Below are 20688 nucleotides of genomic sequence, written 5' to 3'. Positions count from 1 at the left end.
CGCGCCTTCGGCGGCGAGGAGGAGGCCGTCCGCCGCTACGCCGCCGTGCTCGGCATCATCGGCGTGCTCGACATCCCGATCATCATGGTGTCGGTGCGCCTGCTGCGCGGCATCCACCCGGCGGTCATCACGCGCAACGAGGGCGGCTCGGGGCTGGTGGATCCGTGGATGCGCGCGGGGCTCGCGGTGTCGGCGCTGGCGCTCGTGTTGCTGGCCGGCTGGCTGATCACGCTTCGCATGCGCGCCGCGCGCCTCGGCGAGGAGGTCACGGCGCTCCGGCGCGAGACGCTGGCGCGCGGAGGGGAGGCAGCGTGACGAACCTGCCGTACCTGTTCGCGGCGTATGCCGCGGTGTGGATCGGGCTCTTCGCGTATCTCCTCCGGCTGGAGCGGCGGAGCCGCGAGCTGGAGGAGGAGGTGCGGGAGCTAAGGCGGCTGCTGGAGCGATAGAGATGGGGACACCTTCGAGAGCGGTCGAACGACGCCTCCTTTCGCTCGAGCGGAGGCCGATCCGGTTGTGTTGGACGATCTGCGCCGCCTTCGCGTTCCCCGTTCTTGCGACAGCCCTGATCGAGCACCACCTTGGTCACGCTCAGTCGGCGCGCGAGCTGAGCACGATCATGTTCTACCTGGTGGCCTTCGGGGCGACGGTCTCGCTTCTGGAGCTCGCTGGTCTGCTGAGACACCGCTCGGGCCTTGCCATCGTGCTCGCGCCGGTGCTGTTCGTGATCGTCCTGTTCGTCATCGGCATCGCAGGCGTCAACCTGGGGATCGTCGCGCCCTGACCCGGGTGCCGAGCCACGCGATCCTGCGGGTGCTCCTGCGCCCTTCTTCCCCTGTTGTCTCGACGACGTGCGGCCCCAGGTCTTGCCTCTGGCGCGAGGAGGACGGTAGCCTGGCGCATGACCACGCGGGACCGGCGCCTCAAGCGTAAGATCGAGCGGGCGCGGCGTCTGCTTGGGACCAAGACCAACCGAGAGACGATCGAGCGCGCACTCGACACCGTTCTCGCGGAGGAGCAGGTCCGGCGCGCGCTCCGTCGCGCCGGAGGGACGGGCGGGATCGAGGACGTCTTTGGCCGCTCCTGAGAAGGTCCTCCTGGACACCAACATCTACGTCGACTGGCTGCGTCGCGATCTCAGACCCGAGCTGGTCATGGGCAGGGGTTCCCTTCGTTACCTGAGCGCCGTCGTCGAGATGGAGCTGCGCGCCGGGGCGCACACGCGCTCCGGTCGCCGGGCTCTGGAACGCGCCGTGCACGGCTACATGGCGGCGGCGCGCATCGTGCCCCCAACGACCGGGATCTTCGCCGACGCAGGCGAGGTGCTCCGGCGCCTTCGGGCGTCGGGACGCGATGTGCGGCGCGCCTCCCTCGTCCACGACGTCCTGATCGCCCTAACAGCACGCACGATCGGCGCCACGCTGGTCACCGCCGATGCCGGTGACTTCGAGGCGATCCGCGCGCTCAGGCGCTTCTCGCTCCAGGTCGTGCCGGGGGCAGCGTAGGCTCGCGTTCACGATTCATCGGCTTTGCTTGCGTCCCGGGTCGACATGGTGATCGGCTCCAGACCCGTAGGACCCCCAAGCCGCGGAAGGCCGTCGTTGACGACGACCCAGTCGGCCCGATCGTCGAAGTAGACGTGAAATTGGGGCGGCCGGTCGATCGGACCGTGCATGTTGGCCAGAACGATGTCGATCTGGTCGGGGTGGCGGGTCGACTCGCAAAAGAGCGAGCTCCCGCAGCGCCTGCAGAACGATCGCGTGCCGTGGTCGGATGAGCGGAACCGGGCCAGCTCGGCCTCGCCCGCCTCGAGCAGGAGCTGATCCCGCGGCACTGCGAACCAGGTGACATAGCCGGCGCCGTGACTGCGGCGACACATCGAGCAGTGACAGTGCCCGCAGAAGAGGCTCGGCAGTTGCGCCGAGAAGCGCACGGCTCCGCAGAAGCACGAACCCGGAACCTTGGCTTCCGACATCGCGTTTACTTCCACCAACGGCTCCCTAGCACATGACACGACCCTTGTCCTCGCGCGCCGGAATCGCTACGCCCGCACCATGGCCCTCGACGCGGCCCTCCTCCGCGCCCTCGCCGATCACCTCCCCGACCGCTGCTCCACCCGCCCCGGCGACCTGGAGACCGCGGCCCGCGACGCCTCCTCGCTCCCCGGTGCACGCCCCGACGCCGTCGTCTGGCCGCTCGCGACCGGCGACGTGGTCGCGGTGGTGAAGCTCTGCGCCGAGCACGCGATCCCGCTCACCGCGCGCGGCGCGGGCTCGAGCCTCGAGGGGAACCCCATCCCCGTCCGCGGCGGCATCGTGCTCGACGTCTCGCGCATGGCGGATGTGGTCGCGATCCGTCCCGAGGACCTCCAGGCCGACGTGCAGCCGGGCGTCGTCTACGCGGCGCTCAACCGCCAGCTCCGCCCGCACGGCCTCTTCTTCCCGCCCTCGCCGGGCGGCAGCGCCGACGTCGCGACCACTGGCGGCATGGCGGCCAACAACGCGAGCGGCATCTACTCAATCAAGTACGGGGGCACCCGCGACCACGTGCGCGCGGCGACCGTGGTGACGGGAACGGGGGAGGTGCTGCGCCTCGGCAACCGCGCGCGCAAGAGCGCGTCCGGCTACCACCTCCTCGGGCTCGTGGTCGGCTCCGAGGGCACGCTCGCGATCGTGACCGAGCTGACGCTCGCGCTGGCCGGCCTGCCGCAGGCGCGTCGGCAGGGCGGGTTCCGCTTCCCGGACAGCGGCGCGGCGGCGCGCGCGACGGCGGAGCTGGTCCGCTTCGGCGTCGACGTGGCGGCGGTCGAGTTCCTAGACGCGCGGACCGTGGCGGCCCTCAACTGCTTCGGTCGGTTCGGCCTCGCCGAGACGCCGACGCTGCTGGTCGAGGTGCATGGCAGCGAGGCGGGCGTGGCCGAGGCGTGGGCGGCGGCGGAGGACGTGCTCCGGGGCGCGGGCGGCGAGCGGCTGGTGCTCCCCGACGGCCGCGACGCGTGGTCGATTCGCGAGCAGGCCACGCGCGCCATCGCGGCGCTCCGTCCCGAGGCGGCCACCGTGCGCGCCGACCTCGCCATCCCGATCGGCGCGCTGCCGCGGCTGGTCGCGTGCTGCGAGGCGGTCGCCGCCGAGCACGGCCTCGCCGTGCACCTCTTCGGGCACGCCGGCATCGGCATCCTGCACGCGCTCGTGCTCGCCGATGCGGCCGAGCGCGCGGAGGCGGAGGCGGCACGCGACGCGCTCGTGGACGAGACGCTCGCGCTCGGCGGGTCGTGCTCGGGGGAGCACGGCATGGGGCTCGGCAACCGGCGCTACGCGGCGCGCGAGCATGGCGCGGCGCTCGCCCTCATGCGGGGGGTGAAGCAGCTCTTCGACCCGCACGGGATTCTCAACCCAGGCAAGATGTGGTGAAGAGACCCGCATGCGGATCGTCGTGTGCGTCAAGTGGGTACCGGCGCTCGGCTCGCTGCGCTTCGACCCGGAGACCCGCCGGCTCGTGCGCGAGGGCGTGCCGGGCGAGGTGAGCTCCTTCGACCTCCGCGCCCTCGGCGCCGCCGTGGCGCTGCGCGCCGCGCACGGGGGAGAGGTGGTGGCGCTCACCATGGGCCCGCCGGGCGCGCGCGACGGGCTCGTCGAGTGCCTGGCGCTCGGCGCCGACCGCGCGCTCCATCTCGTCGACGCGGTGCTCGCCGGCTCCGACACGCTCGCGACGGCGCGCGCGCTCGCCGCCGCGCTCGAGCGCGAGGCGCCCGATCTCGTCCTCTTCGGCCGCGCCAGCACCGACGCCGAGACGGGGCAGGTCGGGCCCGAGGTGGCGGAGCTGCTGGGGCTGGCGCAGGTGACCGGCGCGCGCCGGCTCGAGCTCGATCCGGCGGCGCGCACCTTCGTCGCCGAGCGCGAGACCGACGAGGGCTTCGAGACCGTGACCGGGCCGCTGCCCGCGGTCGTGACCGCGGCCGAGGATCTCGCCGAGGAGCGTTTTCCGACCAAGGCCGAGCGGCAGGCGGCCGAGGCCAAGCCGATCGCGAGCCTCGGCGCCGCCGAGGTGGGCCTTCTGGCCGAGGAGGTCGGCGCCAGGGGCTCGCCCACCTGGGTCGCCGGCATCGAGCACGTCCCGAGCGTGCGCCGCGGCGAGATCCTGGCCGGCGACTCCCCCGCGGCGCTCGCGCGCGCGCTCGGGGAGCGCCTGCGCCAGCTCGCGCCGGCTCGCGACGACCGGCCTGCCCTCCCTGCGCGCGGCGCCGCGAACGGCCCGCCGGTGTGGGTCGTCGCCGAGATCGGCCCGGGGGGGCCGAAGCAGGTCACGGCCGAGCTGCTCGCCAAGGCGGCGGAACTGGCGGTGCAGCTCGGGGCGCCGGTCGAGGCGCTGGTCCTCGGCGACGGCGCGCAGCATGCGGGCGCGCTCGCCGCTGCCGGCGCCGACCGCGTGCTGGTCGCCGAGGGCCCGGGGCTCGTCCCCTACACGACCGATGCGCATGCCGCCGTCCTCGCCGAGGCGATCCGCGCCCGCGCCCCCCGCCTCGTGCTCGTCCCGTCGACGGCGCGCGGGCGCGACCTCGCGCCGCGCGTGGCGGCGCGGCTCGGCCTCGGGCTGACCGGCGACGCGATCGACCTGGACCTCGACGCCGAGGGCCGCGTGCGCCAGATGAAACCCGCCTTCGGCGGCGCGATCGTGGCGCCCATCCTCTCCCACACGCGGCCGGAGATGGCGACCGTGCGGCCGGGGATCCTGCGTCCGGCGCGGCCGGATGCGACCCGCCGGGCGGCGGTGGAGCGCCTCGCCGTGCCCGCCGTGCCGGGGCGCGTGCGCGTCGTCTCCGAGCGCTCGCTCGGCGACGCAACGGGCGCGACGCTCGAAGCGGCCGACATCGTGCTCGGCGTCGGGCACGGCGTCGGCGGGCCGGCGGCGCTGCCGGCGATCACGGCCCTCGCGGCGCGCCTCGGCGCGGCGGTCGCGGCCACGCGCGACGTGACCGACGCGGGCTGGCTCCCGAAGCAGCACCAGGTCGGGCTGACCGGCCGCGCCATCGCGCCGAGGCTCTACGTCGCCATCGCGCTCAGCGGCGCGCCCGAGCACGTGGTCGGGCTCCGCCGCGCGGGCGTGATCGTCGCCATCAACAAGAACCCGAAGGCGCCGATCTTCAAGGCCGCCGACCTGGGGATCGTCTCCGACTACGCACCGCTCCTCCCGCTGCTCGAGGCGGCGCTGCGCGGCTCGTAGCTTGCGGGGGCGGGGACGTCCCCGCGCCGGGCTGCGCCGCCCGCGACGTTACGTATCTCTGGGGGGCGGGGGTGGGCCGTCGAGGCGGCGGAGCGCGACCTCGTGGATGGTCATGCGGAGGCCGCGCGCGTTCTCCACCTCGAAGAACCGGCCGCGTTGGGCGACGACGGTGAACACGCCGGGCACCTGGAGGTGCACGACGCGGTCACCGATCCGGATGGTGGGCTCGCCGCTCACGGCGGCGGGAGCTTGCCGCCCGATGCGCGAGATTGCAAGGCGACGTTGCGTCGCCGGTGGCGAGCCCGCACAATGCGCGCATGCTCCTGGCGGCGCGGCGCTTCTCCGCCCTCGCGGCCCTCGTGGCGCGTATCTACGGCGGCTACAAGCTGATCCAGCTCAGCCGCGGCGTCGCCCCGGCGTGCGGCGACGGAGCGCGTCTCGCCCGCCATCATCGCCGCAGCGCCGAGGCCGCCTACCGCCTGGCGACTCGCCTCGAGGGGCTGCCCATCAAGGTCTGCCAGTTCCTGGGCTCACGCGCCGACATCCTGCCCGCCGAATACGTGGAGGTCCTCTCCCGCCTCCAGGACCGGGTGCCGCCGCGGCCGCTTGCTACCTTCCTGCCGCTCCTCCGCCGGGAGCTCGGGCGGCCGGTCGAGGCGGCCTTCGCGGAGCTCGATCCCGCGCCTCTCGCCTCGGCCTCGCTCGCGCAGGTGCATCGCGGCCGGCTGCAAGACGGGCGGGAGGTGGCGGTCAAGATGCAGTACCCGGACATCGAACGCGTTGTGCGCGTGGACCTCCGGAGCTTCGCCGTGCTGATCGGCGTCCTCGCGCGCCTCGAGCGCGACTTCGACTTCCGCGCCCTCATCCGCGAGGTCGAGAAGTACGTGCCGCTCGAGCTCGACTTCGTGCACGAGGCGGACAACGCCGAGCGCATGGCCGCGCACCTGAGCGGCCGGGCGGACATCCTGGTGCCCGCCATCGTGCGCGAGCTCAGCACGCGCCGCGTGCTGGTGATGGAGTACGCGCTCGGCGTGCGCGTGACCGACGTCGTGGGCCTGCGCGCGTTCGGCCTCGACCCGGCCGACGTCGCGCGGCGCCTGATCGACCTCTTCTGCGAGCAGATACTGCTCCACGGCTTCTTCCACGCCGACCCGCACCCGGGGAACATCCTGGTCCAGCCCGGCGGGCGGCTCGTGCTGCTCGACTTCGGCCTGGCCAAGGACTTTCCGCCCGCCTTCCGCGACGGCGTCGCGCGCCTGACGGCCGCCATCGTGGGCGGCGATCGGGCCGCGGTCGCGGCCGCCTTCCGCGCCCTCGGCTTTCGCACGCGCGAGCAGTCCGACGAGAGCCTCGCCTGGCTGGGCGAGGCGTTCCTCGGCTGGGCGCTCCGCAACGGGCGATCCTTCGCCGACCCCGAGATGATCGCGCAGTTCGGCGCGGACCTGCCGCGCATCATGCGCGCCAACCCGCTCGTGGAGGTCCCCTCCGACGTCCTGCTCGTCGGCCGCGTCATGGGACTGCTCTCCGGCATCGGCAAGCAGCTCGGCACCCACATCGACCTCGGTGCCACCCTGCTCCCCTACCTCGCAGCGGGTGCGGCGCGTCCGGAGGCCTGAGACGCCAGCGGGAGAGGGTGGGGACGCCGCCGCCGCGACCTTCGACGAGGCCGAACGCCCGCCCGGTCGTGCTCGCCCGGCCGTCGGCCGAGGAGCGGGAGCGCCGGCGGCGTCCCCACCCTCGCCCGCACGCGAGGCCGCGAGCTACGGCCTCCGGGCGCGCAGCATACGCTCGATCTGTTTCAAGAGGACGTCGGCCTCGAGGTTGACGCGGTCGCCCGGCTTGCGCTCGCCGAGCGTCGTCTGCTCGAGCGTGTGCGGGATGAGCGCCGCCGTGAAGCTCGGGCCGCGGCAGGCGGACACCGTGAGACTCACGCCGTCGACGGCGATCGAGCCCTTCTCGACCAGGTAGGGGACGAGGGTGCGGGGGGCGCGGAAGCGGTAGAGGAGCCAGTCGCCGTCGCGCGTCACCTTCTCGAGGCGTCCGACGCCGTCGACGTGGCCCTGGACGATGTGGCCGCCCATGCGGTCGCCCATGCGGAGCGCGCGCTCGAGGTTGACACGCGCCCCGGGGGCCATGCGGCCGAGCGTGGTGCGGCGCAGCGTCTCGGGCGAAACGTCGACCGTGAAGCGCCGGTCGCGCCGCGCGGCGACGGTGAGGCAGGCGCCGTTCACGGCGATGCTCTCGCCGAGCGCGAGGCGCGGGAGGGGCCGCGGAGTGGCGATGGTGAGACGCGCTCCGCTGCCGCTCGTCCCGCGCCGCTCGACGCGGCCGGTCGCCTGGATGATGCCGGTGAACAACTATCGCGCCGGCCCCCGGCAGGCCGGGCACTCGTGGCTGGTCTTGCCCTGCCGCTCGACCTCCACGAGCGCGGTGCCGCAGGTGGGGCAGCGCCCGGCGGCCTTCTCGCCCCGGAGCTTCTCGAGCAGCGCCTTGTCGCGCTCGGCGAAGTAGCGGTCCTCCTCGGCCTTCTCCTTCTGGTGCAGCTTCTCGCCCAGGCGGTCTTTCTCGCTATTGGACATCGACCCTCCCGCTGGCGCGGCGGAGCAGCCCCTGCAGGCGGTCGCGCAGCCGCCGCGCCCACTCGAACTCGCCGCCGAGCACGGTGAGCCCCACGAAGATGACGAGCAGCCCGGGCCCCGGGACACCCGGCAGCGCGAGGACCACGCCCAGGATCACGAGTGCCAGGCCGAGCACGATCCGGCTCGCGCGGATGGTGTGCCGGAGCATAGGGGGCGGCAGTCTAGCCCGCGGGGCATTGTGGCGCCACCACCGGCCGGGCATGGTGGGCCGGCGGCATGATCCCGCTCCGCGACACCATCCCGTCCGCCCGGGTCCCGATCGTCAACTACGCCGTCATCGCGGCCAACGTGCTCGTGTTCTGCTACGAGGTGTCGCTCGGCGGCCGGCAGGCCGAGCTGCTCATCAAGCACTGGGGCCTGGTGCCGAGCAACTTTGCGGTCGAGACGCTCCTCACCAGCATGTTCCTCCACGGGGGCTGGCTCCATGTCCTCGGCAACATGCTCTACCTCTATATCTTCGGGGACAACGTCGAGGACCGGCTCGGACACCTGCGCTACCTCCTCTTCTACCTCCTGTGCGGCGCCGCGGCCGGCGCGACCCAGGCCCTCTCGAGCCCCGGCTCGAACGTCCCCATGGTGGGCGCGAGCGGGGCGATCGCCGGGGTGTCGGGGGCCTACTTCCTCTTCTTTCCCACCGCGCGCGTCGTGACCCTGGTGCCGATCTTCCTCTTCCTGCAGGTGGTCGAGATCCCGGCGGTCTTCTTCCTGCTCATCTGGTTCCTGTGGCAGCTCATGTCCGGGGTGGCGACCCTCGGCAGCCGCGCGGCCGTGGGGGGGGTCGCCTTCTGGGCCCACATCGGCGGCTTCGTGGCCGGCATGGCGCTGGGCCCCGCGCTGCGCGAGCGGCGCTCGGCCCCGCGCTGGGCGTGAGCTGGAGCGGACGCAATTGACAGGCCGCGCGGGGTTGGGGCAGCCTGGCCGGGCGGTGGACACCCGGGAGAAGATCCTCGAGACGGCGACCCGCCTGTTCTCGACCCACGGCTACTCGAACACGTCCCTCTCGCAGGTCGCGAAGGAGGCCCAGGTCTCGAAGGCGCTCATCTTCTGGCACTTCGAGAACAAGGAGAAGCTCTTCCGGACCGCCCTCCAGCGCACGCTCGAGCCCTACGTCGTGAACGTGCTCGACGACCTCGAGGGCCTCTCCGAGACCGATCAGATCAAGAAGCTGATCGACGCCTACTACGCGTTCGTCTCCGAGAACATCTACTCGGTCAAGTTCGTGGTGAGCCTCATCCTGCGGGACGAGAAGCATCCCGACGACGTGGTCGGGCACATGTACGAGCTGCAGCGGGTGTATCGGAACCTCCTCGCCGACATCCTCGACAGCGGTCGCCAAAAGGGGGTATTTCGCCCGACCGTGAAGCCTGACCTGGACGCTCGACTCATCATGACGGCCCTCTACGGCGTCCTCGTGCAGGGCTTTCTCGGCAGCGACGCCCCGGGCAGCTCCGAGACCCTCCTCCAGCATCTGAAGGCCACCCTGGTCGACACGCTGCGCCGTTAGTCGCCGGCTCCGGGGCGGGCACCAAAGCTTGACAAGGGCTTTGGAATCATTCGATAGGCGCCGCCATGCGGACCTGGTCCCGTTGGCTGGTGCTCGGCCTCGCCGTCCTCGGGGCCGGATCGACCGCGCAGGCTTACTTTCTGGACAAGGGGCGGAACTTCGACATCCGCGCGCGTGTCTACTCGCAGCTCGGCATCATGATGGACGACGCCGAGAAGGACCAGCCGACGCGCTACAGCTTCGGCGACCTGGCGCAGCACCGGAACTTCTACAATCCCGAGTTCGACGCGCGGCTCACCGACTACATGCGCTGGACGGATCGCGTCCCGGGCCTCTCGCTGCTCTCCCCCGAGGAGTTCAAGTTCCGCTTCGCGTGGTGGGGTTTCTACGACGGGCTCTACGACTACCTCGACCCCGAGTGGAACGACGCGCGCAAGGCGTACAAGGCGCGCTTCGCAGAGACCGACAAGGTCAACAAGGACTCCTTCGTCTTCAACGACCAGAACAAGAACCCGCGCCACATCTACGCGAGCCGCAACCGCATCAACGAGCTCTACTTCGACTACAGCAAGGGGCGGGTCTTCATGCGGGCGGGCCGGCAGGCGATCGCGTGGGGCGAGTCGGACGACATCGCGCTCCTCGACGTGACCAACCTCTTCGACCTGACCCTCGGCGTGCCGGGCCTGATGCAGGACCTCGACGAGGCGCGCATCCCCGTGTGGGCGTTCCGCAACACGGTGAAGGTGGCCGAGACGATGGGCCCGCTGTCGAGCATCTTCGCCGACGCCTACGTCGTACCCGGCGTGGTCGACACGACCGTGCCGATCGATCCGATCACGGCGGGCGTCAGCCCCTTCAATCCGGACGTCCAGGATCCGCAGAACCAGATAACCGCGGTCGGCGGCCCGGCGGTCGGGAAGCTGCTCCACCTGGACCTCGTGAGCCATCAGCCGGCGATGACGTGGGCGAACACCCGCTGGGGAGCCCGGCTCGAAGGTGTGCTCCTGCGCGATTACACCTTGCAGGGGTGGTTCTACCGGACGTTCAACGAAGCGCCCGTCCCGTTGCTCTCGTCGCCGGGCGGCCTCAACATTTTGAAGAGCGCAAGCAATCCGCACGGCATCACCCCCGTCCAGATCGACGACCGGGGCTTCCGCGTGCCGGTGTGCAGCAAGGCCGGGTTCACGCCGTCCGGGCGGCCGTGCTCGAAGGCCCTCGCGACCGTCGTGACCCTCGAGCGGCGCCTCGAGTCGGTCGCCGGCGTCTCCGCGAGCTGGTTCAGCCCGCGGGTGGACGGCGTCATCCGCCTCGAGACGGAGGCCTTCGTCGACGAGCTCGGCTTCATCCCGGAGAAGAACCTGAACCCCCGCGGGCAGGTGCCGATTTTCGGGAAGAACCCGGACGGGAGACCGATCATCAACACGATCCCGAAGACCGACTTCCTGCGCTGGGTGATCGGCTACGACCGCTTCTTCTTCTTCCGCCCGCTCAACCCGACGAACTCCTTCACCCTCGTGACCGCTTGGCACGGCCAGTGGAACATCCTCGAGCGGCGCGGGATGGACTTCCGCTACGCCGGCCTGCAGAAGCCGGGGAAGCCGGCGACGGTGCTCGGACGCATCCCGGGCACCCCGGACTGCGACAAGCCCGGGGCCAACGGCAAGTTCGGGCTCACGTGCCAGACGGTGAACCCGAAGAACTTCGAGGACCTCTACACGATCGATAACCAGTTCCTGCAGGTCGCGCTCCAGACCGACTACATGCACGGCCTCCTCGAGCCGCGCATCGTGGCGCTCCTCGACGTGAGCGGCATGTTCGCCTTCAATCCGTCGGTGATCTACCGCCTGACGGACAACGTCCTCCTGAGCGCGACCTACGTCGCCATCGAGAGCTCGCGGCGGGCGGGATTCGGCGCGTTCCGTGGCCACGACATCCTGCAGCTGAGAGTCACGGCGCAGCTCAACTGAATCCGTCGGGCGCGTGCCCCTCGAGCCGGAGGGATGGCCTCGGCCCCTCATCCTCGCGGACACCACAGTGGCTGACCTGGCCGGCGGGAGAGGGTTCCTAACCCACCGGCCCGGCGGGTGGCGCGGGGGCAGGACGGGATGGGGACGGCGCGCGGTACGGCATTCCGGGGCTCTGCTTCATGGGAAGCGATGGTCCCGGAAGGTCGGACTCGGGGCCCGTCTGCTCGCTCCGTCGACACGCTGCGGCAGCGGGTGACCAGCGCGCCCACTCGCTCCAAGCTTGACAAGCGCAGCGGAGTCTTCGATAGGGCCCGCCATGCGGACCTGGACAGGTTGGCTGGTGCTCGGCCTCGTCCTCGGGGTCGGATCGTCGGCGCAGTCTTACTTTCTGGGAGGCAACCGCAACTTCGACCTCCGGGCGCGCGTCTACTCCCAGCTCGGCATCATGATGGACGACGCCGAGAAGGACCAGCCGACGCGCTACAAGATCGGCGACCTGGCGCAGCACCGGAACTTCTACAACCCCGAGTTCGACGCGCGGCTCACCGACTACATGCACTGGACGGACAACGTTCCGGGTCTCTCGCTCCTCTCCCCCGATGAGTTCAAGTTCCGCTTCGCGTGGTGGGGCTTCTACGACGGGCTCTACGACTACCTCGACCCCGAGTGGAACGACGCGCGCAAGGCGTACAAGGCGCGCTTCGCAGAGACCGACAAGGTGAACAAGGACTCCTTCGTCTTCAACGACCAGAACAAGAACCCGCGCCACATCTACGCGAGCCGCAACCGGATCAACGAGCTCTACCTCGACTACACCAAGGGCCGGCTGTTCACGCGCGTGGGGCGGCAGGCGATCTCGTGGGGCGAGTCGGACGACATCGCGCTGCTCGACGTGACCAACCTCTTCGACCTGACCCTCGGCGTCCCTGGCCTCATCCAGGATCTCGAGGAGGCCCGCATCCCGGCCTGGGCGCTCCGCAACACCGTGAAGATGTTCGACGACTGGGGCTCGCTCTCGAGCGGCTTCCTGGACACGTACGTCATTCCGGGCGTCGTCGACACCACCGTGCCGACCGATCCGATCACGGCCGGGGTGAGCCCCTTCAACCCGGACGTCCCGGATCCGCAGAACCAGGTGACCGCCCTCGGCGGGCCGGCGATCGGGAAGCTGCTGCACCTGGACCTCGTGAGCCATCAGCCCGCCATGAGCTGGGCGAACACCCGCTGGGGGGTGAGGCTGCAGAGCCTCCTCCTCCGGGAGTACACGCTCCAGGGGTGGTTCTACCGGACCTTCAATCAGGCGCCCGTCCCCCTGCTGTCGACCCCGGGCGGCCTGAACAACACGCGGAGCGCGAGCAACCCGAACGGCATCGTCCCGATCCAGATCGACGATCGGGGCTTCCGCGTGCCGGTGTGCAGCAAGGCGGGGTTCACGCCGTCCGGGCGGCCGTGCTCGAAGGCCCTCGCGCTGGTCACCATCCTCGAGCGGCGCCTGGAGTCGGTCGCGGGCGTCTCCGCGAGCTGGTTCTCACCGACGGTGCGCGGCGTGATCCGCACCGAGGCGGAGGCCTTCATCGACGAGCTCGCCTTCATCCCGGAGAAGAACCTGAACCCCCGCGGGCAGGTGCCGACCGCGAGGAACCCCGACGGGAGCCCGATCGTCAACACGATCCCGAAGACCGACTACCTGCGCTGGGTGATCGGCTACGACACCTTCTTCTTCTTCCGCCCCCTCAACCCGACGAACTCCTTCGTCCTGGTGACCGCCTGGCACGGGCAGTGGAACCTCCTCGAGCGGCGCGGAATGGACTTCCGCTACCTGGGCGAGCAGAAGCCGGGGAAGCCGGCGACCGTGCTCGGACGCATCCCGGGCACCCCCGACTGCGACAAGCCCGGACCCAACGGCAAGTTCTTCATCACCTGCCAGAAGGCCAACACGAAGGGCTTCGAGGACCAGTACAAGTTCGACAACCAGTTCATGCAGATCGCGCTCCAGACCGACTACCTGCACGGCAGGCTCGAGCCGCGCGTCGTGGCCATCCTCGATGTGAGCGGCATCTTCGGCTTCGCGCCGTCGGTGGTCTACCGCCTGACCGACAACGTCCTCCTGGCCGCCAGCTACGTCGCCATCGAAGGCTCGCGGCGGGCCGGATTGGCCACGTTCCGGGGGCACGACATCCTGCAGCTCAAGGTCCAGGCGCAGCTCAACTGAAGGGGCTCGCCGGGCTCGTCCCCGTACGAGCGTCGCGGCCGGGCAGGGCCTTCGCCTTGACACGCCGCAGCGGCCTCCCGTACTTTGCTTTCGTGCACGAGGCGCCGCGCAGCCAGAAGGCGGGCGCCGCGGAGCCGGCTCGCTCCCCGGCGTTGCGGGAGTGGACGAAGGAGATGGCCGAGCGGGCCCTCGACCGCGCCCACGCCTCCCCAGTCCCCGGCCGCCGCGGCAACCGCGAGAAGGAGCGCTTCGCGCTCCGTGCCCAGCACGTGAAGGCGCTCTTCCGGAGCCTCGAGACCTTGACCGCGGCGGTCAACAAGGAGGCGGGGACCCCGCTCCTCGTGATCGAGAGGATCCTGAACCCGAAGAACCTGGGGGGGATCGAGGTCCCGGACGGTGCGCGGCTCGTCCTCAAGTTCCTCGACCGCCGCCTCGAGGTGGTGGTGAGCCCGCTCGTCAACCTGGGCGGGCGGCCGGTGCCGGTGGGGGCGCTCGCGACGGCGTCGGTCATTCAATACGATCCGGCCGACCCTGCCGGTGCGGACTGGTACGACCTCCTGCTCCGCGAGGACGGGAGCTGGATACGCAAGGGAGCCGAGGGCGAGGCGCCACCGCCTCCTTTCGGCGAGAAGGAGATCCGCTCACTGCTCGAGTGGCTGGTCGGGTAGCGCCCGCTCCGCGGGCGAGGAGGTGGCACCATGTCCCTCCGGGTTTTGCTACCGCTGATCGCGCTCCTCGCCTCGCCCGCTGCGAGCGCCGTGAGACCCCTCTGCGCGCCGGGGCGCTTCGTCCTGCCGGGGTCCCCGCTCCTGGGATCCGGGCGCCCGGGAACCGACGCGGTCATCCTCGAGACGCCTCAGGTCTCGATCCGCAGCGGCTGCGCGCCGGTGGAAGCGCACGTGTGGGCGGCCAAGCGGGGCACGCGCATCAGGGCCGACTGGCGCGGCTGCGGCCAGTACAACGCGCGGGTCCGTCTCAATGCCACCGTCGACGCGGCCACCTGCGGGACGATGACCGGCGCGCTTCGCCTCGGGCGCTCGAGGTACCGGCGACGCTTCAGCGCGACGCGGGCCCAGATCTCCACCTCCTGCACGCGGGGCGACGACACCTACGCGGTGATCGAGCAACGCGTGCTCGCCTTCCGGGGCTGCACGGTGACGAGCTGCCACGGCGTCTTCGGTCAGGCGAGCCTCGACCTCCTCCCCGGCAGCTCCTACGAGAGCCTGGTCGGTGTGCCCGCCTCGAACCCGGCCGCTGCCGCCGCGGGGAAGCTCCGCGTCCTCCCGGGTCACGCCGCCGAGAGCTTCCTCTCGCAGAAGCTCCACGGCACGCTCGCCGACGGCGAGGGCGCGCGCATGCCGCTCGTCGGCCTCGCCCTCACGCAGAGCGAGATCGACCTGGTGGATGCCTGGATCGACGCCGGCGCGCCGCGCACGGGCGTGGTCGCGGCGGCGCCCTGCCTGCTGGAGCCCGACTACGTGCCGACCACGCCCACGCCGCCGCCGCCCGGCGGCTACCAGCTCGTGCTCGACGGCCCGACCCTCGCGCCCGGCGAGGAGCTGGAGGGCTGCCTCTGGATGGCGGTCCCCAACCCGACCGACCTCGCGGTCGGCAAGTGGGAGTTCTTCCTGAACCCTGGCACGCACCACTTCGCGATCTTCCCGTGGGACAGGGAGGGCACGCCGCCCGTCGGCGTGTGGAAGGCGGGTGACACCGGCTGCACCTCGGGCGCGATGTTCGGCAACTCGCTCTCCGGGTCACCGCAGGCCCCGTACTACATCGACCTCTACGCGCCCGGCATCGCGCGCCTCCTGCGGGCCGGGACCTACGTCGGCCTCAACGCCCACTACGCGAACAACTTCGACGTGCCCATCCAGATGAAGGTGTGGACGAACGTCTACCCCTACCCGGGCACGCCCGAGCACATCGCCAAGACGCTCACCGACTTCAACGACATGTTCACGATCAGCGTGCCGCCCTTCACGCAGAAGGTGCAGCCCGGGCGCTTCACCAACGGCGGCACGACGCCGATCTACCTGCTCGGCCTCTCCGGCCACATGCACAAGCGCGGGCTCCGCTTCACCGCCCGGTGGTCCGACGGCAGCAAGGCCTACGAGAACTTCGACTGGTCGCACCCCGTGAGCCGGCCGTTCGAGCCGCCCGTCGTGCTGGTACCCGGCGACTGGGTCGACTTCGAGTGCCTGCACGACAACGGCGTCACCCGGCCGGTCAAGCGCGACGGGTCGGGCAATCCGACCACGCTCACCTTCGGGGTCACCACCGACGACGAGATGTGCGTGCTCACGGGGACCTACTACTGACCGGCGCCGCGTGCGCGCAGCGCGCCGGCGAAGAAGTGGTGCGTGATCTCGAGGTCGTGCAGGCCCCAGGTGCCGGCGCCCACGAGCCCCGCCGCCCGCACGTGACGGACCGCGCCGGCCAGGGCGGCGAGCGCGGCTTCGCGGGCCTCCGCATCGGCCGCGGCGAGCCAGCGCTCGAGGGCCCCCAGCACGGCGAACGTGTAGTCGAGGAGGTGCTCCTCGGCGGCGAGGCGGACCGGCGCCGCCGCCAGCAGGCGGCGTAGCTCGGGGGCCTGCCGGCGTGCGGCCGCGAGCGCGGCGCGGACGGCGGCCGCGCGCTCGGCCTCGGCCGGCGGCAGGAGCACGTCGCCGTAGGTCACCACCCCGGCCATGACGCGCTCGAGCGCCGCCAGGTAACGCGCCACGGGCTCGGCCGCCCGCCCGAAGCCGGCGGCGTGCGTGCCGCGCGCGCTCGCGGCGGCGGCAGGCGAAACCGCTCCGCGTGCGAACGCCTCCACGTTCACGCCGTACGCCCACAGGCTGTACTGTCCGAAGACGAGGCAGGAGACGCCGCGCACGCCCGCGCGGGCGTAGTAGTCGAGGTCCCGCTGCACGACCTCGGCGAGCGGCACCGCGCAGCCTCCGAAGAGGATCGCGTCGCCGTAGTACTCGAACACGTGGACGCGGCCCGCGAAGAGCGTCAGGTGCGCGTCGAGGGCGCGGCGGTAGGGGGCGTTCGTCGCGCACGCGGGGTCCTCGAGCGGGTGCGCGTAGCAGCGCTCGCGCGGTGCGAACTCCGCCCAGACGCGCGGGTGGGGCCGCACGGCGCGCGGCGACTCGAGCGTGTCGTGGTAGGCGAGGTGAAGGACGCGGGTGCCCGCGCCGAGCGTCTCTGCGACCGCGTTGCACACGCTGAGCGCCTGGTCGGCGGGCGAGAGCCTGGCGCACGACGGGCACGCGCACCAGCCGCCACCCGGGAGATCGAGCCCCCAGAGATGGAAATCGGTCGCGCCCGGGAGCGCAGCGAGCGCCGCCGCCGCGCGCTCGCGCACCACGGCGAGCGCCGCGGCGCTCGCCGCGCACACGTTCCCCAGGTCGGAGCGGCGTCCGTCGGGCGCGAGCGGGAAGCGCTCCGGGTGCGCCGCGAAGAGCGAACGGGGCAGCAGCTCGACCAGCACGTGGCCGCCGCCCTCGACGTCGAGCCCGCGCCGGCGGAGCTCCGGCACCAGCTCCGGGATGACCCACTGCGTGTCGTTCGCGTGGCGGATGAAGAGGAGCCCGGTCGCGCCGCGCTTGGCCATCCAGTCGACGAACGCCACGTCGGAGGGGAGGCGCGCGGCGAGCCGCTCCGGCACGCCGTAGTGCCAGGTCGCGAGGTCGGCGGCGAAGGCGCGGCGGGCGAAGGCGGGCCGCAGCTCGAGCGCCGCCACCGGGCGCCGCGCCGTGTCCGGGCGGGGAACGTGCTCCTCGTGCGTCCCGCGTGGCGCCCAGCGGCAGCCGGCCGCTTCGAGGAGGCCGTAGACGCCGGCGAGGAGTGCGCGCGGCGACGCACCGCTCACCACCGCCGCGTCGTCCGCCGGTCGGACGACCCATTCCGCGCCCGCCGGCACCGCGAGCGCCCGCACCGCGACCGGGGCGTCCGCCGGCGCGAGGCAGAGCCAGGCCCCGCCCGGGCCCGCCACGCTCCGCTGCACCGGGCTCGGCCCGAACATCCGCCCGAGGTACGCGCCCAGCTCCTCGGCCGCGAAGGCGACCGGCTCGGGCGCGCCCTCGGGCACGAGCAGCACGCCCGCCGCGAGCCGCGCGAGATCCGCGCTCACGCGCGCCGCACGTGGAGGGCGAGCGAGAGCCCCACGTAGTAGGCCGGGAAGGCGAGCGAGGCGACCACCAGCGTGCGCGGCACGGTCGCCAGGTGCGCCAGCGACCAGACCACCGCGCCGCCCCAGACGAGGCCGAGCCCGACCGTGAGCGGGCGGAGCACGGGCGTGCGCGAGGGGTAGAGGTAGCGGATCGGCACGAACACCCCGACCGAGAAGACGAGCACGACGGCGGCATTCAGCGCCTGCGGCCACCCGAGCGTGTAGAGGTAGAAGGCGATGATGTTCCAGTACGAGGGGAAGCCGGTGAAGTAGTGGTCGGCCGTCTTGGCGTCGGTGCGGCAGAAGCCGTAGGCGCTGGCGATGACCGGGCAGAGCGCCACCGGCACGCCGAGCGCCGGCGGCAGGAGGTCGAAGCGGAGGACGAAGAGCACGGGCACGATCACGTAGGTGAAGTAGTCCACGATGTCGTCGAGCCGCGTTCCGTCGAAGAAGGGCAGCACCTGCTTCACGCCGACGGCGCGCGCGAGCGTCCCGTCGATCGAGTCGACGGCCAGGGTGTAGGCCATCCAGCCCATGGCGGCGGCCGCGTCGCCCCGCTCGGCGGCGAGGATCGCGAGCACGCCCGCGGGTGCGGTGCTCGCCGTGAGGAGGTGCACGCCCCAGGCCGCGATGGTCCGCAGCGGGCGGGCTTCGCTCACGCCTCGATCCCGGGCAGGTAGAGGACCTGGATCAGGTTGCCGTCCGGATCGCGGCAGTAGCACGAGACCGAGCCGTCGCGGTGGACGGCGGGCGGGTGCGCGACGGGCACGCCACGCGCCCGCAGCTGCTCGGCCGCCGCGTGGACCTCGTCCGCCGTCGCCACGAGGAAGCCCAGGTGGTCGAGCGCGCCTCCCGGCGCCGCGTGCGGGTCCTGATGCAGCGCCAGGTTGTCGCTCCCCGTGCTCAGGTAGGCGTTCTCGCCGTCGGGCTCCCACACGACGCGCATGCCGAAGGTCTCCGTGTAGAAGCGCGCCGCGGCGCGCACGTCGCGCACCCGGAGCGCCAGGTGGCGGAGGCCACGAACGCGCACCGCCGGGTTCATTGCGTTCGTTCTACTGGGCGGGGACGTGGGCCGCAACGTCGGTGCGCGGCGGCGGGGGGCGGCATCGGCGCTCCCGCTCGGGCGCCGGCGGCCGTCGCCAGCCCTGCCGCGAGCGCCGCGCGCGGCGCCCTCGAAGGTCGCCGCCGACGCCGCCCCCCGCCGCCGCGGCGATCGCAGCGGCGTGACCCCGCCGCCCTCAGTCGCGGCAGGTGACGTGGCGGTGGCGGGGGCGCTCGCAGCTGAGCGAGTCGGCGAAGTTCTGGGAGCCGACCTGGAGGCTCGCGCTCAGGAGCGACATGCCGTCCGCGCCGAGGTCGAGGCCGCGCACCGCGACCCGGACCCGGTAGCGGCCCCCGCGGCGGGGACGGAGCGTGATCAGAGCGCGACCGCTCCGGTAGCGGAGGCGTCGGCGGGGGGAGCCCGCACGCGCGAGCGGGCTCCCGGTCGCAGTGTCCACCACGACGCCGCGCGCGTCGACCAGGAGCACCCGGGCGGCGGACGGCGGCGTGCCGTCGGGCAGATCGAGCGAGCCGCGCCACACGAGCCGGCTCCGCGGGCCGGCGAGCGTCATGCGCAGCCGGCCCACGTACATCGGCTGGCAGGCTCCCTCGCCGCCGGGCGCGAGCGGGCACGGATCGCAGAGGTCACCCAGGCCGTCGCCGTCGGTGTCGGTCTGCGCCGGGTTCGGAATCGCGGGGCAGTCGTCCTCGGCGTCGGGGAGGCCGTCGCCGTCGATGTCCTCGACCCTCGGGTCGCCGCCGCCCGGACCGGGGTAGATGAAGCGCACCGCCGCGATGTCGTCGGCGTGCACCGAGGCGCCGCGTCCGTCGAAGTGCGCCCGGTAGTACATGGTGGCGTCCTTCAGCACCGGCGGCGCGACGTCGCTCTCGGAGCTGTGGCCGATGCCGATCGTGTGGCCGAGCTCGTGGGTTGCGACCTCGGCCAGGTTGGTCGCGTTCCAGAAGGGGCAGCCGGCGAAGCCCCGGTTGAAGGTGATGTTGCCTTCGGTGATGCGATAGAAGGTCTTGCCGTCGACCGCGTCCGTATCCGCGGACGTGCAGTAGCCGCCGAGCGCGAGCACGCCGCTGCACGCGACCGGGTCCGGCATCTCGCGGAAGGGATCGGCGAAGACGATCTGCGAGATCCCGTCGCAGCTGAGCGGCGCGGGCACGGTCGTCCCCTGGCGCTCGAGGACGATGCTCGCGCCGCTCACGTTCGTCCACGCGGCGAGCGCGGCGTCGATGGCCGCGAGCGAGGCGCCCTCGCCCAGGGCGGCGTCGTGGCCGGCGGTCTGGTAGACGACCGGCTGGCCGCTGTCCGCCTCGAACCAGCGGCCCGGGGGGTCCTCCAAGAGGGTGAACTCGGCGACCGGAGCGCGCTCGCGGCCGGGGTCGAGGAGCTCGGGCGGGGTGGCGAGGAGCGGAGCGGCAGCGCCGCCCCCCTGCGCGACGGCGCGCGCGAGCGTGCGCCGCAGGCGCGCGAGCGCCACGCGCCGGAGCGGGCGGTCGCCGACGACGAGGCCGTCGACGCGCCGCTCGGCGAGCGCGGCGCCGGTACGCGGGTGCCGCCCCAGCACGAACTGCCCCATGCCGAGGGCCGTCGTGTGGGCCGTCCCGTCCGCGGCGGCGGAGAGGAAGAGGAGCTGCCGCTCGCCCGTCCGGAAGCGCGGTGCGCCCGCGATCCAGAGCGTGCGGCCGCCGATGCGGCCACCCGGCTCCTTGAGGGCGAGGCGCCGCTCGACGTGGCCCTTCACGGTCTCTTCGACGTCGAGCGTGACCAGCGTGCTGATCGTCCCGTCGGCGCCGGCGACCGTCTCGATCTGCGCGATCGTGCCGATCACGATCGCGTCCGCGGCCCGGACCAGCGTGCGCTCGCTCACGCCGACGAACGTGGTGGCCCGCGCCGGCCCCGCCAACATGACGAGCACTATCAGGGCGGCGAGCGG

The 20688-nt window shown here is 72.4% G+C and carries 20 protein-coding genes; 11 read left to right on the top strand and 9 right to left on the bottom strand.

Annotated features, from left to right (window positions below):
- Positions 1–164 precede the first annotated feature (164 nt).
- Both E6J59_10030 and E6J59_10025 read left to right on the top strand, forming a co-directional pair.
- Positions 165–449 carry a CcmD family protein gene (locus E6J59_10030; GenBank protein ID TMB20049.1) on the top strand — a complete coding sequence of 95 codons (285 nt, stop codon included), beginning with the start codon at positions 165–167 and terminating at the stop codon, positions 447–449.
- A gap of 507 nt (positions 450–956) precedes the next feature.
- A complete protein-coding gene (locus E6J59_10025; protein TMB20048.1) occupies positions 957–1505 on the top strand; it encodes a type II toxin-antitoxin system VapC family toxin in 549 nt (182 codons plus the stop codon).
- An 8-nt stretch (positions 1506–1513) separates the two neighbouring features.
- Here the strand turns inward: E6J59_10025 and E6J59_10020 are convergent, their stop codons facing one another.
- Entirely contained in the window at positions 1514–1990 is a 477-nt protein-coding gene (locus E6J59_10020) for a GFA family protein (protein TMB20047.1), read from the bottom strand.
- 64 nt (positions 1991–2054) lie between these two features.
- On the opposite strand from E6J59_10020, the gene E6J59_10015 reads away from it, so the two are divergent.
- Both E6J59_10015 and E6J59_10010 read left to right on the top strand, forming a co-directional pair.
- Positions 2055–3410 (top strand): FAD-binding oxidoreductase, encoded by a 1356-nt coding sequence (locus tag E6J59_10015; protein ID TMB20046.1) that lies wholly within the window; start codon positions 2055–2057, stop codon positions 3408–3410.
- A gap of 10 nt (positions 3411–3420) precedes the next feature.
- Positions 3421–5220: an electron transfer flavoprotein alpha/ beta subunit gene (locus tag E6J59_10010; GenBank protein ID TMB20045.1), complete on the top strand. Its 1800-nt coding sequence runs from the start codon at positions 3421–3423 to the stop codon at positions 5218–5220.
- Positions 5221–5268: 48 nt separating this feature from the next.
- Here the strand turns inward: E6J59_10010 and E6J59_10005 are convergent, their stop codons facing one another.
- Positions 5269–5457: a hypothetical protein gene (locus E6J59_10005; protein TMB20044.1), complete on the bottom strand. Its 189-nt coding sequence runs from the start codon at positions 5455–5457 to the stop codon at positions 5269–5271.
- 56 nt (positions 5458–5513) lie between these two features.
- On the opposite strand from E6J59_10005, the gene E6J59_10000 reads away from it, so the two are divergent.
- Entirely contained in the window at positions 5514–6836 is a 1323-nt protein-coding gene (locus tag E6J59_10000; protein ID TMB20043.1) for an AarF/ABC1/UbiB kinase family protein, read from the top strand.
- A gap of 144 nt (positions 6837–6980) precedes the next feature.
- On the opposite strand, the gene E6J59_09995 is transcribed toward E6J59_10000, so the two are convergent.
- Genes E6J59_09995 through E6J59_09985 form a run of 3 tightly spaced genes read right to left on the bottom strand, consistent with a single transcriptional unit; the run spans position 6981 to position 8061 of the window.
- Positions 6981–7577 (bottom strand): riboflavin synthase, encoded by a 597-nt coding sequence (locus tag E6J59_09995; GenBank protein TMB20042.1) that lies wholly within the window; start codon positions 7575–7577, stop codon positions 6981–6983.
- The gene (locus E6J59_09990) at positions 7578–7799 is read right to left on the bottom strand and encodes a hypothetical protein (GenBank protein TMB20041.1); all 222 of its coding nucleotides are present in this window, start codon (positions 7797–7799) and stop codon (positions 7578–7580) included.
- Positions 7789–8061: a hypothetical protein gene (locus tag E6J59_09985; GenBank protein ID TMB20040.1), complete on the bottom strand. Its 273-nt coding sequence runs from the start codon at positions 8059–8061 to the stop codon at positions 7789–7791. Before E6J59_09985 ends, E6J59_09990 begins: the two co-directional genes overlap by 11 nt.
- 14 nt (positions 8062–8075) lie before the next feature.
- Here E6J59_09985 and E6J59_09980 point away from each other — a divergent pair, with 14 nt between their 5' ends.
- The 6 genes from E6J59_09980 (at position 8076) to E6J59_09955 (ending at position 15863) form a co-directional block, all read left to right on the top strand.
- Complete coding sequence (locus tag E6J59_09980) at positions 8076–8729, top strand: rhomboid family intramembrane serine protease (protein ID TMB20039.1); 654 nt, start codon at positions 8076–8078, stop codon at positions 8727–8729.
- A gap of 1 nt (position 8730) precedes the next feature.
- The gene (locus E6J59_09975) at positions 8731–9363 is read left to right on the top strand and encodes a TetR/AcrR family transcriptional regulator (protein TMB20038.1); all 633 of its coding nucleotides are present in this window, start codon (positions 8731–8733) and stop codon (positions 9361–9363) included.
- Between the two features lie 65 nt (positions 9364–9428).
- Positions 9429–11330 (top strand): hypothetical protein, encoded by a 1902-nt coding sequence (locus E6J59_09970; protein ID TMB20037.1) that lies wholly within the window; start codon positions 9429–9431, stop codon positions 11328–11330.
- Positions 11331–11646: 316 nt separating this feature from the next.
- Entirely contained in the window at positions 11647–13542 is a 1896-nt protein-coding gene (locus E6J59_09965) for a DUF1302 domain-containing protein (protein ID TMB20036.1), read from the top strand.
- Positions 13543–13598: 56 nt separating this feature from the next.
- Positions 13599–14210 (top strand): hypothetical protein, encoded by a 612-nt coding sequence (locus E6J59_09960; GenBank protein ID TMB20035.1) that lies wholly within the window; start codon positions 13599–13601, stop codon positions 14208–14210.
- A gap of 30 nt (positions 14211–14240) precedes the next feature.
- Complete coding sequence (locus tag E6J59_09955; GenBank protein ID TMB20034.1) at positions 14241–15863, top strand: hypothetical protein; 1623 nt, start codon at positions 14241–14243, stop codon at positions 15861–15863.
- Here the strand turns inward: E6J59_09955 and E6J59_09950 are convergent.
- From E6J59_09950 to E6J59_09935, 4 genes are all read right to left on the bottom strand, one after another.
- Positions 15857–17662, bottom strand: coding sequence for a DUF4838 domain-containing protein (locus E6J59_09950; protein ID TMB20033.1), 1806 nt, complete (start codon positions 17660–17662; stop codon positions 15857–15859). The two genes, E6J59_09955 and E6J59_09950, sit on opposite strands and share 7 nt — an antisense overlap.
- Positions 17659–18360, bottom strand: coding sequence for a CDP-diacylglycerol O-phosphatidyltransferase (locus E6J59_09945; protein ID TMB20032.1), 702 nt, complete (start codon positions 18358–18360; stop codon positions 17659–17661). The genes E6J59_09950 and E6J59_09945 overlap by 4 nt, the downstream gene beginning before the upstream one ends.
- The gene (locus E6J59_09940; GenBank protein ID TMB20031.1) at positions 18357–18743 is read right to left on the bottom strand and encodes a VOC family protein; all 387 of its coding nucleotides are present in this window, start codon (positions 18741–18743) and stop codon (positions 18357–18359) included. The genes E6J59_09945 and E6J59_09940 overlap by 4 nt, the downstream gene beginning before the upstream one ends.
- A gap of 196 nt (positions 18744–18939) precedes the next feature.
- Positions 18940–20661: a matrixin family metalloprotease gene (locus tag E6J59_09935; protein ID TMB20030.1), complete on the bottom strand. Its 1722-nt coding sequence runs from the start codon at positions 20659–20661 to the stop codon at positions 18940–18942.
- Between the last annotated feature and the right edge of the window lie 27 nt (positions 20662–20688).

The organism is Deltaproteobacteria bacterium (genome assembly GCA_005879795.1).
Lineage (GTDB): Bacteria > Desulfobacterota > Binatia > DP-6 > DP-6 > DP-6.
This window is presented reverse-complemented; position numbering and strand designations above follow the sequence as displayed.

Excerpts from the sequence above, each read along its gene's own strand:
- E6J59_09940 (TMB20031.1), bottom strand. The coding sequence starts at position 18,743 with ATGAACCCGGCGGTGCGCGTTCGTGGCCTCCGCCACCTGGCGCTCCGG.
- E6J59_09980 (TMB20039.1), top strand. The coding sequence starts at position 8,076 with ATGATCCCGCTCCGCGACACCATCCCGTCCGCCCGGGTCCCGATCGTC.
- E6J59_09965 (TMB20036.1), top strand. The coding sequence starts at position 11,647 with ATGCGGACCTGGACAGGTTGGCTGGTGCTCGGCCTCGTCCTCGGGGTC.
- E6J59_10010 (TMB20045.1), top strand. The coding sequence starts at position 3,421 with ATGCGGATCGTCGTGTGCGTCAAGTGGGTACCGGCGCTCGGCTCGCTG.
- E6J59_09985 (TMB20040.1), bottom strand. The coding sequence starts at position 8,061 with ATGCCCGGCCGGTGGTGGCGCCACAATGCCCCGCGGGCTAGACTGCCG.
- E6J59_09955 (TMB20034.1), top strand. The coding sequence starts at position 14,241 with ATGTCCCTCCGGGTTTTGCTACCGCTGATCGCGCTCCTCGCCTCGCCC.
- E6J59_10015 (TMB20046.1), top strand. The coding sequence starts at position 2,055 with ATGGCCCTCGACGCGGCCCTCCTCCGCGCCCTCGCCGATCACCTCCCC.
- E6J59_09990 (TMB20041.1), bottom strand. The coding sequence starts at position 7,799 with ATGTCCAATAGCGAGAAAGACCGCCTGGGCGAGAAGCTGCACCAGAAG.
- E6J59_09970 (TMB20037.1), top strand. The coding sequence starts at position 9,429 with ATGCGGACCTGGTCCCGTTGGCTGGTGCTCGGCCTCGCCGTCCTCGGG.
- E6J59_09935 (TMB20030.1), bottom strand. The coding sequence starts at position 20,661 with ATGTTGGCGGGGCCGGCGCGGGCCACCACGTTCGTCGGCGTGAGCGAG.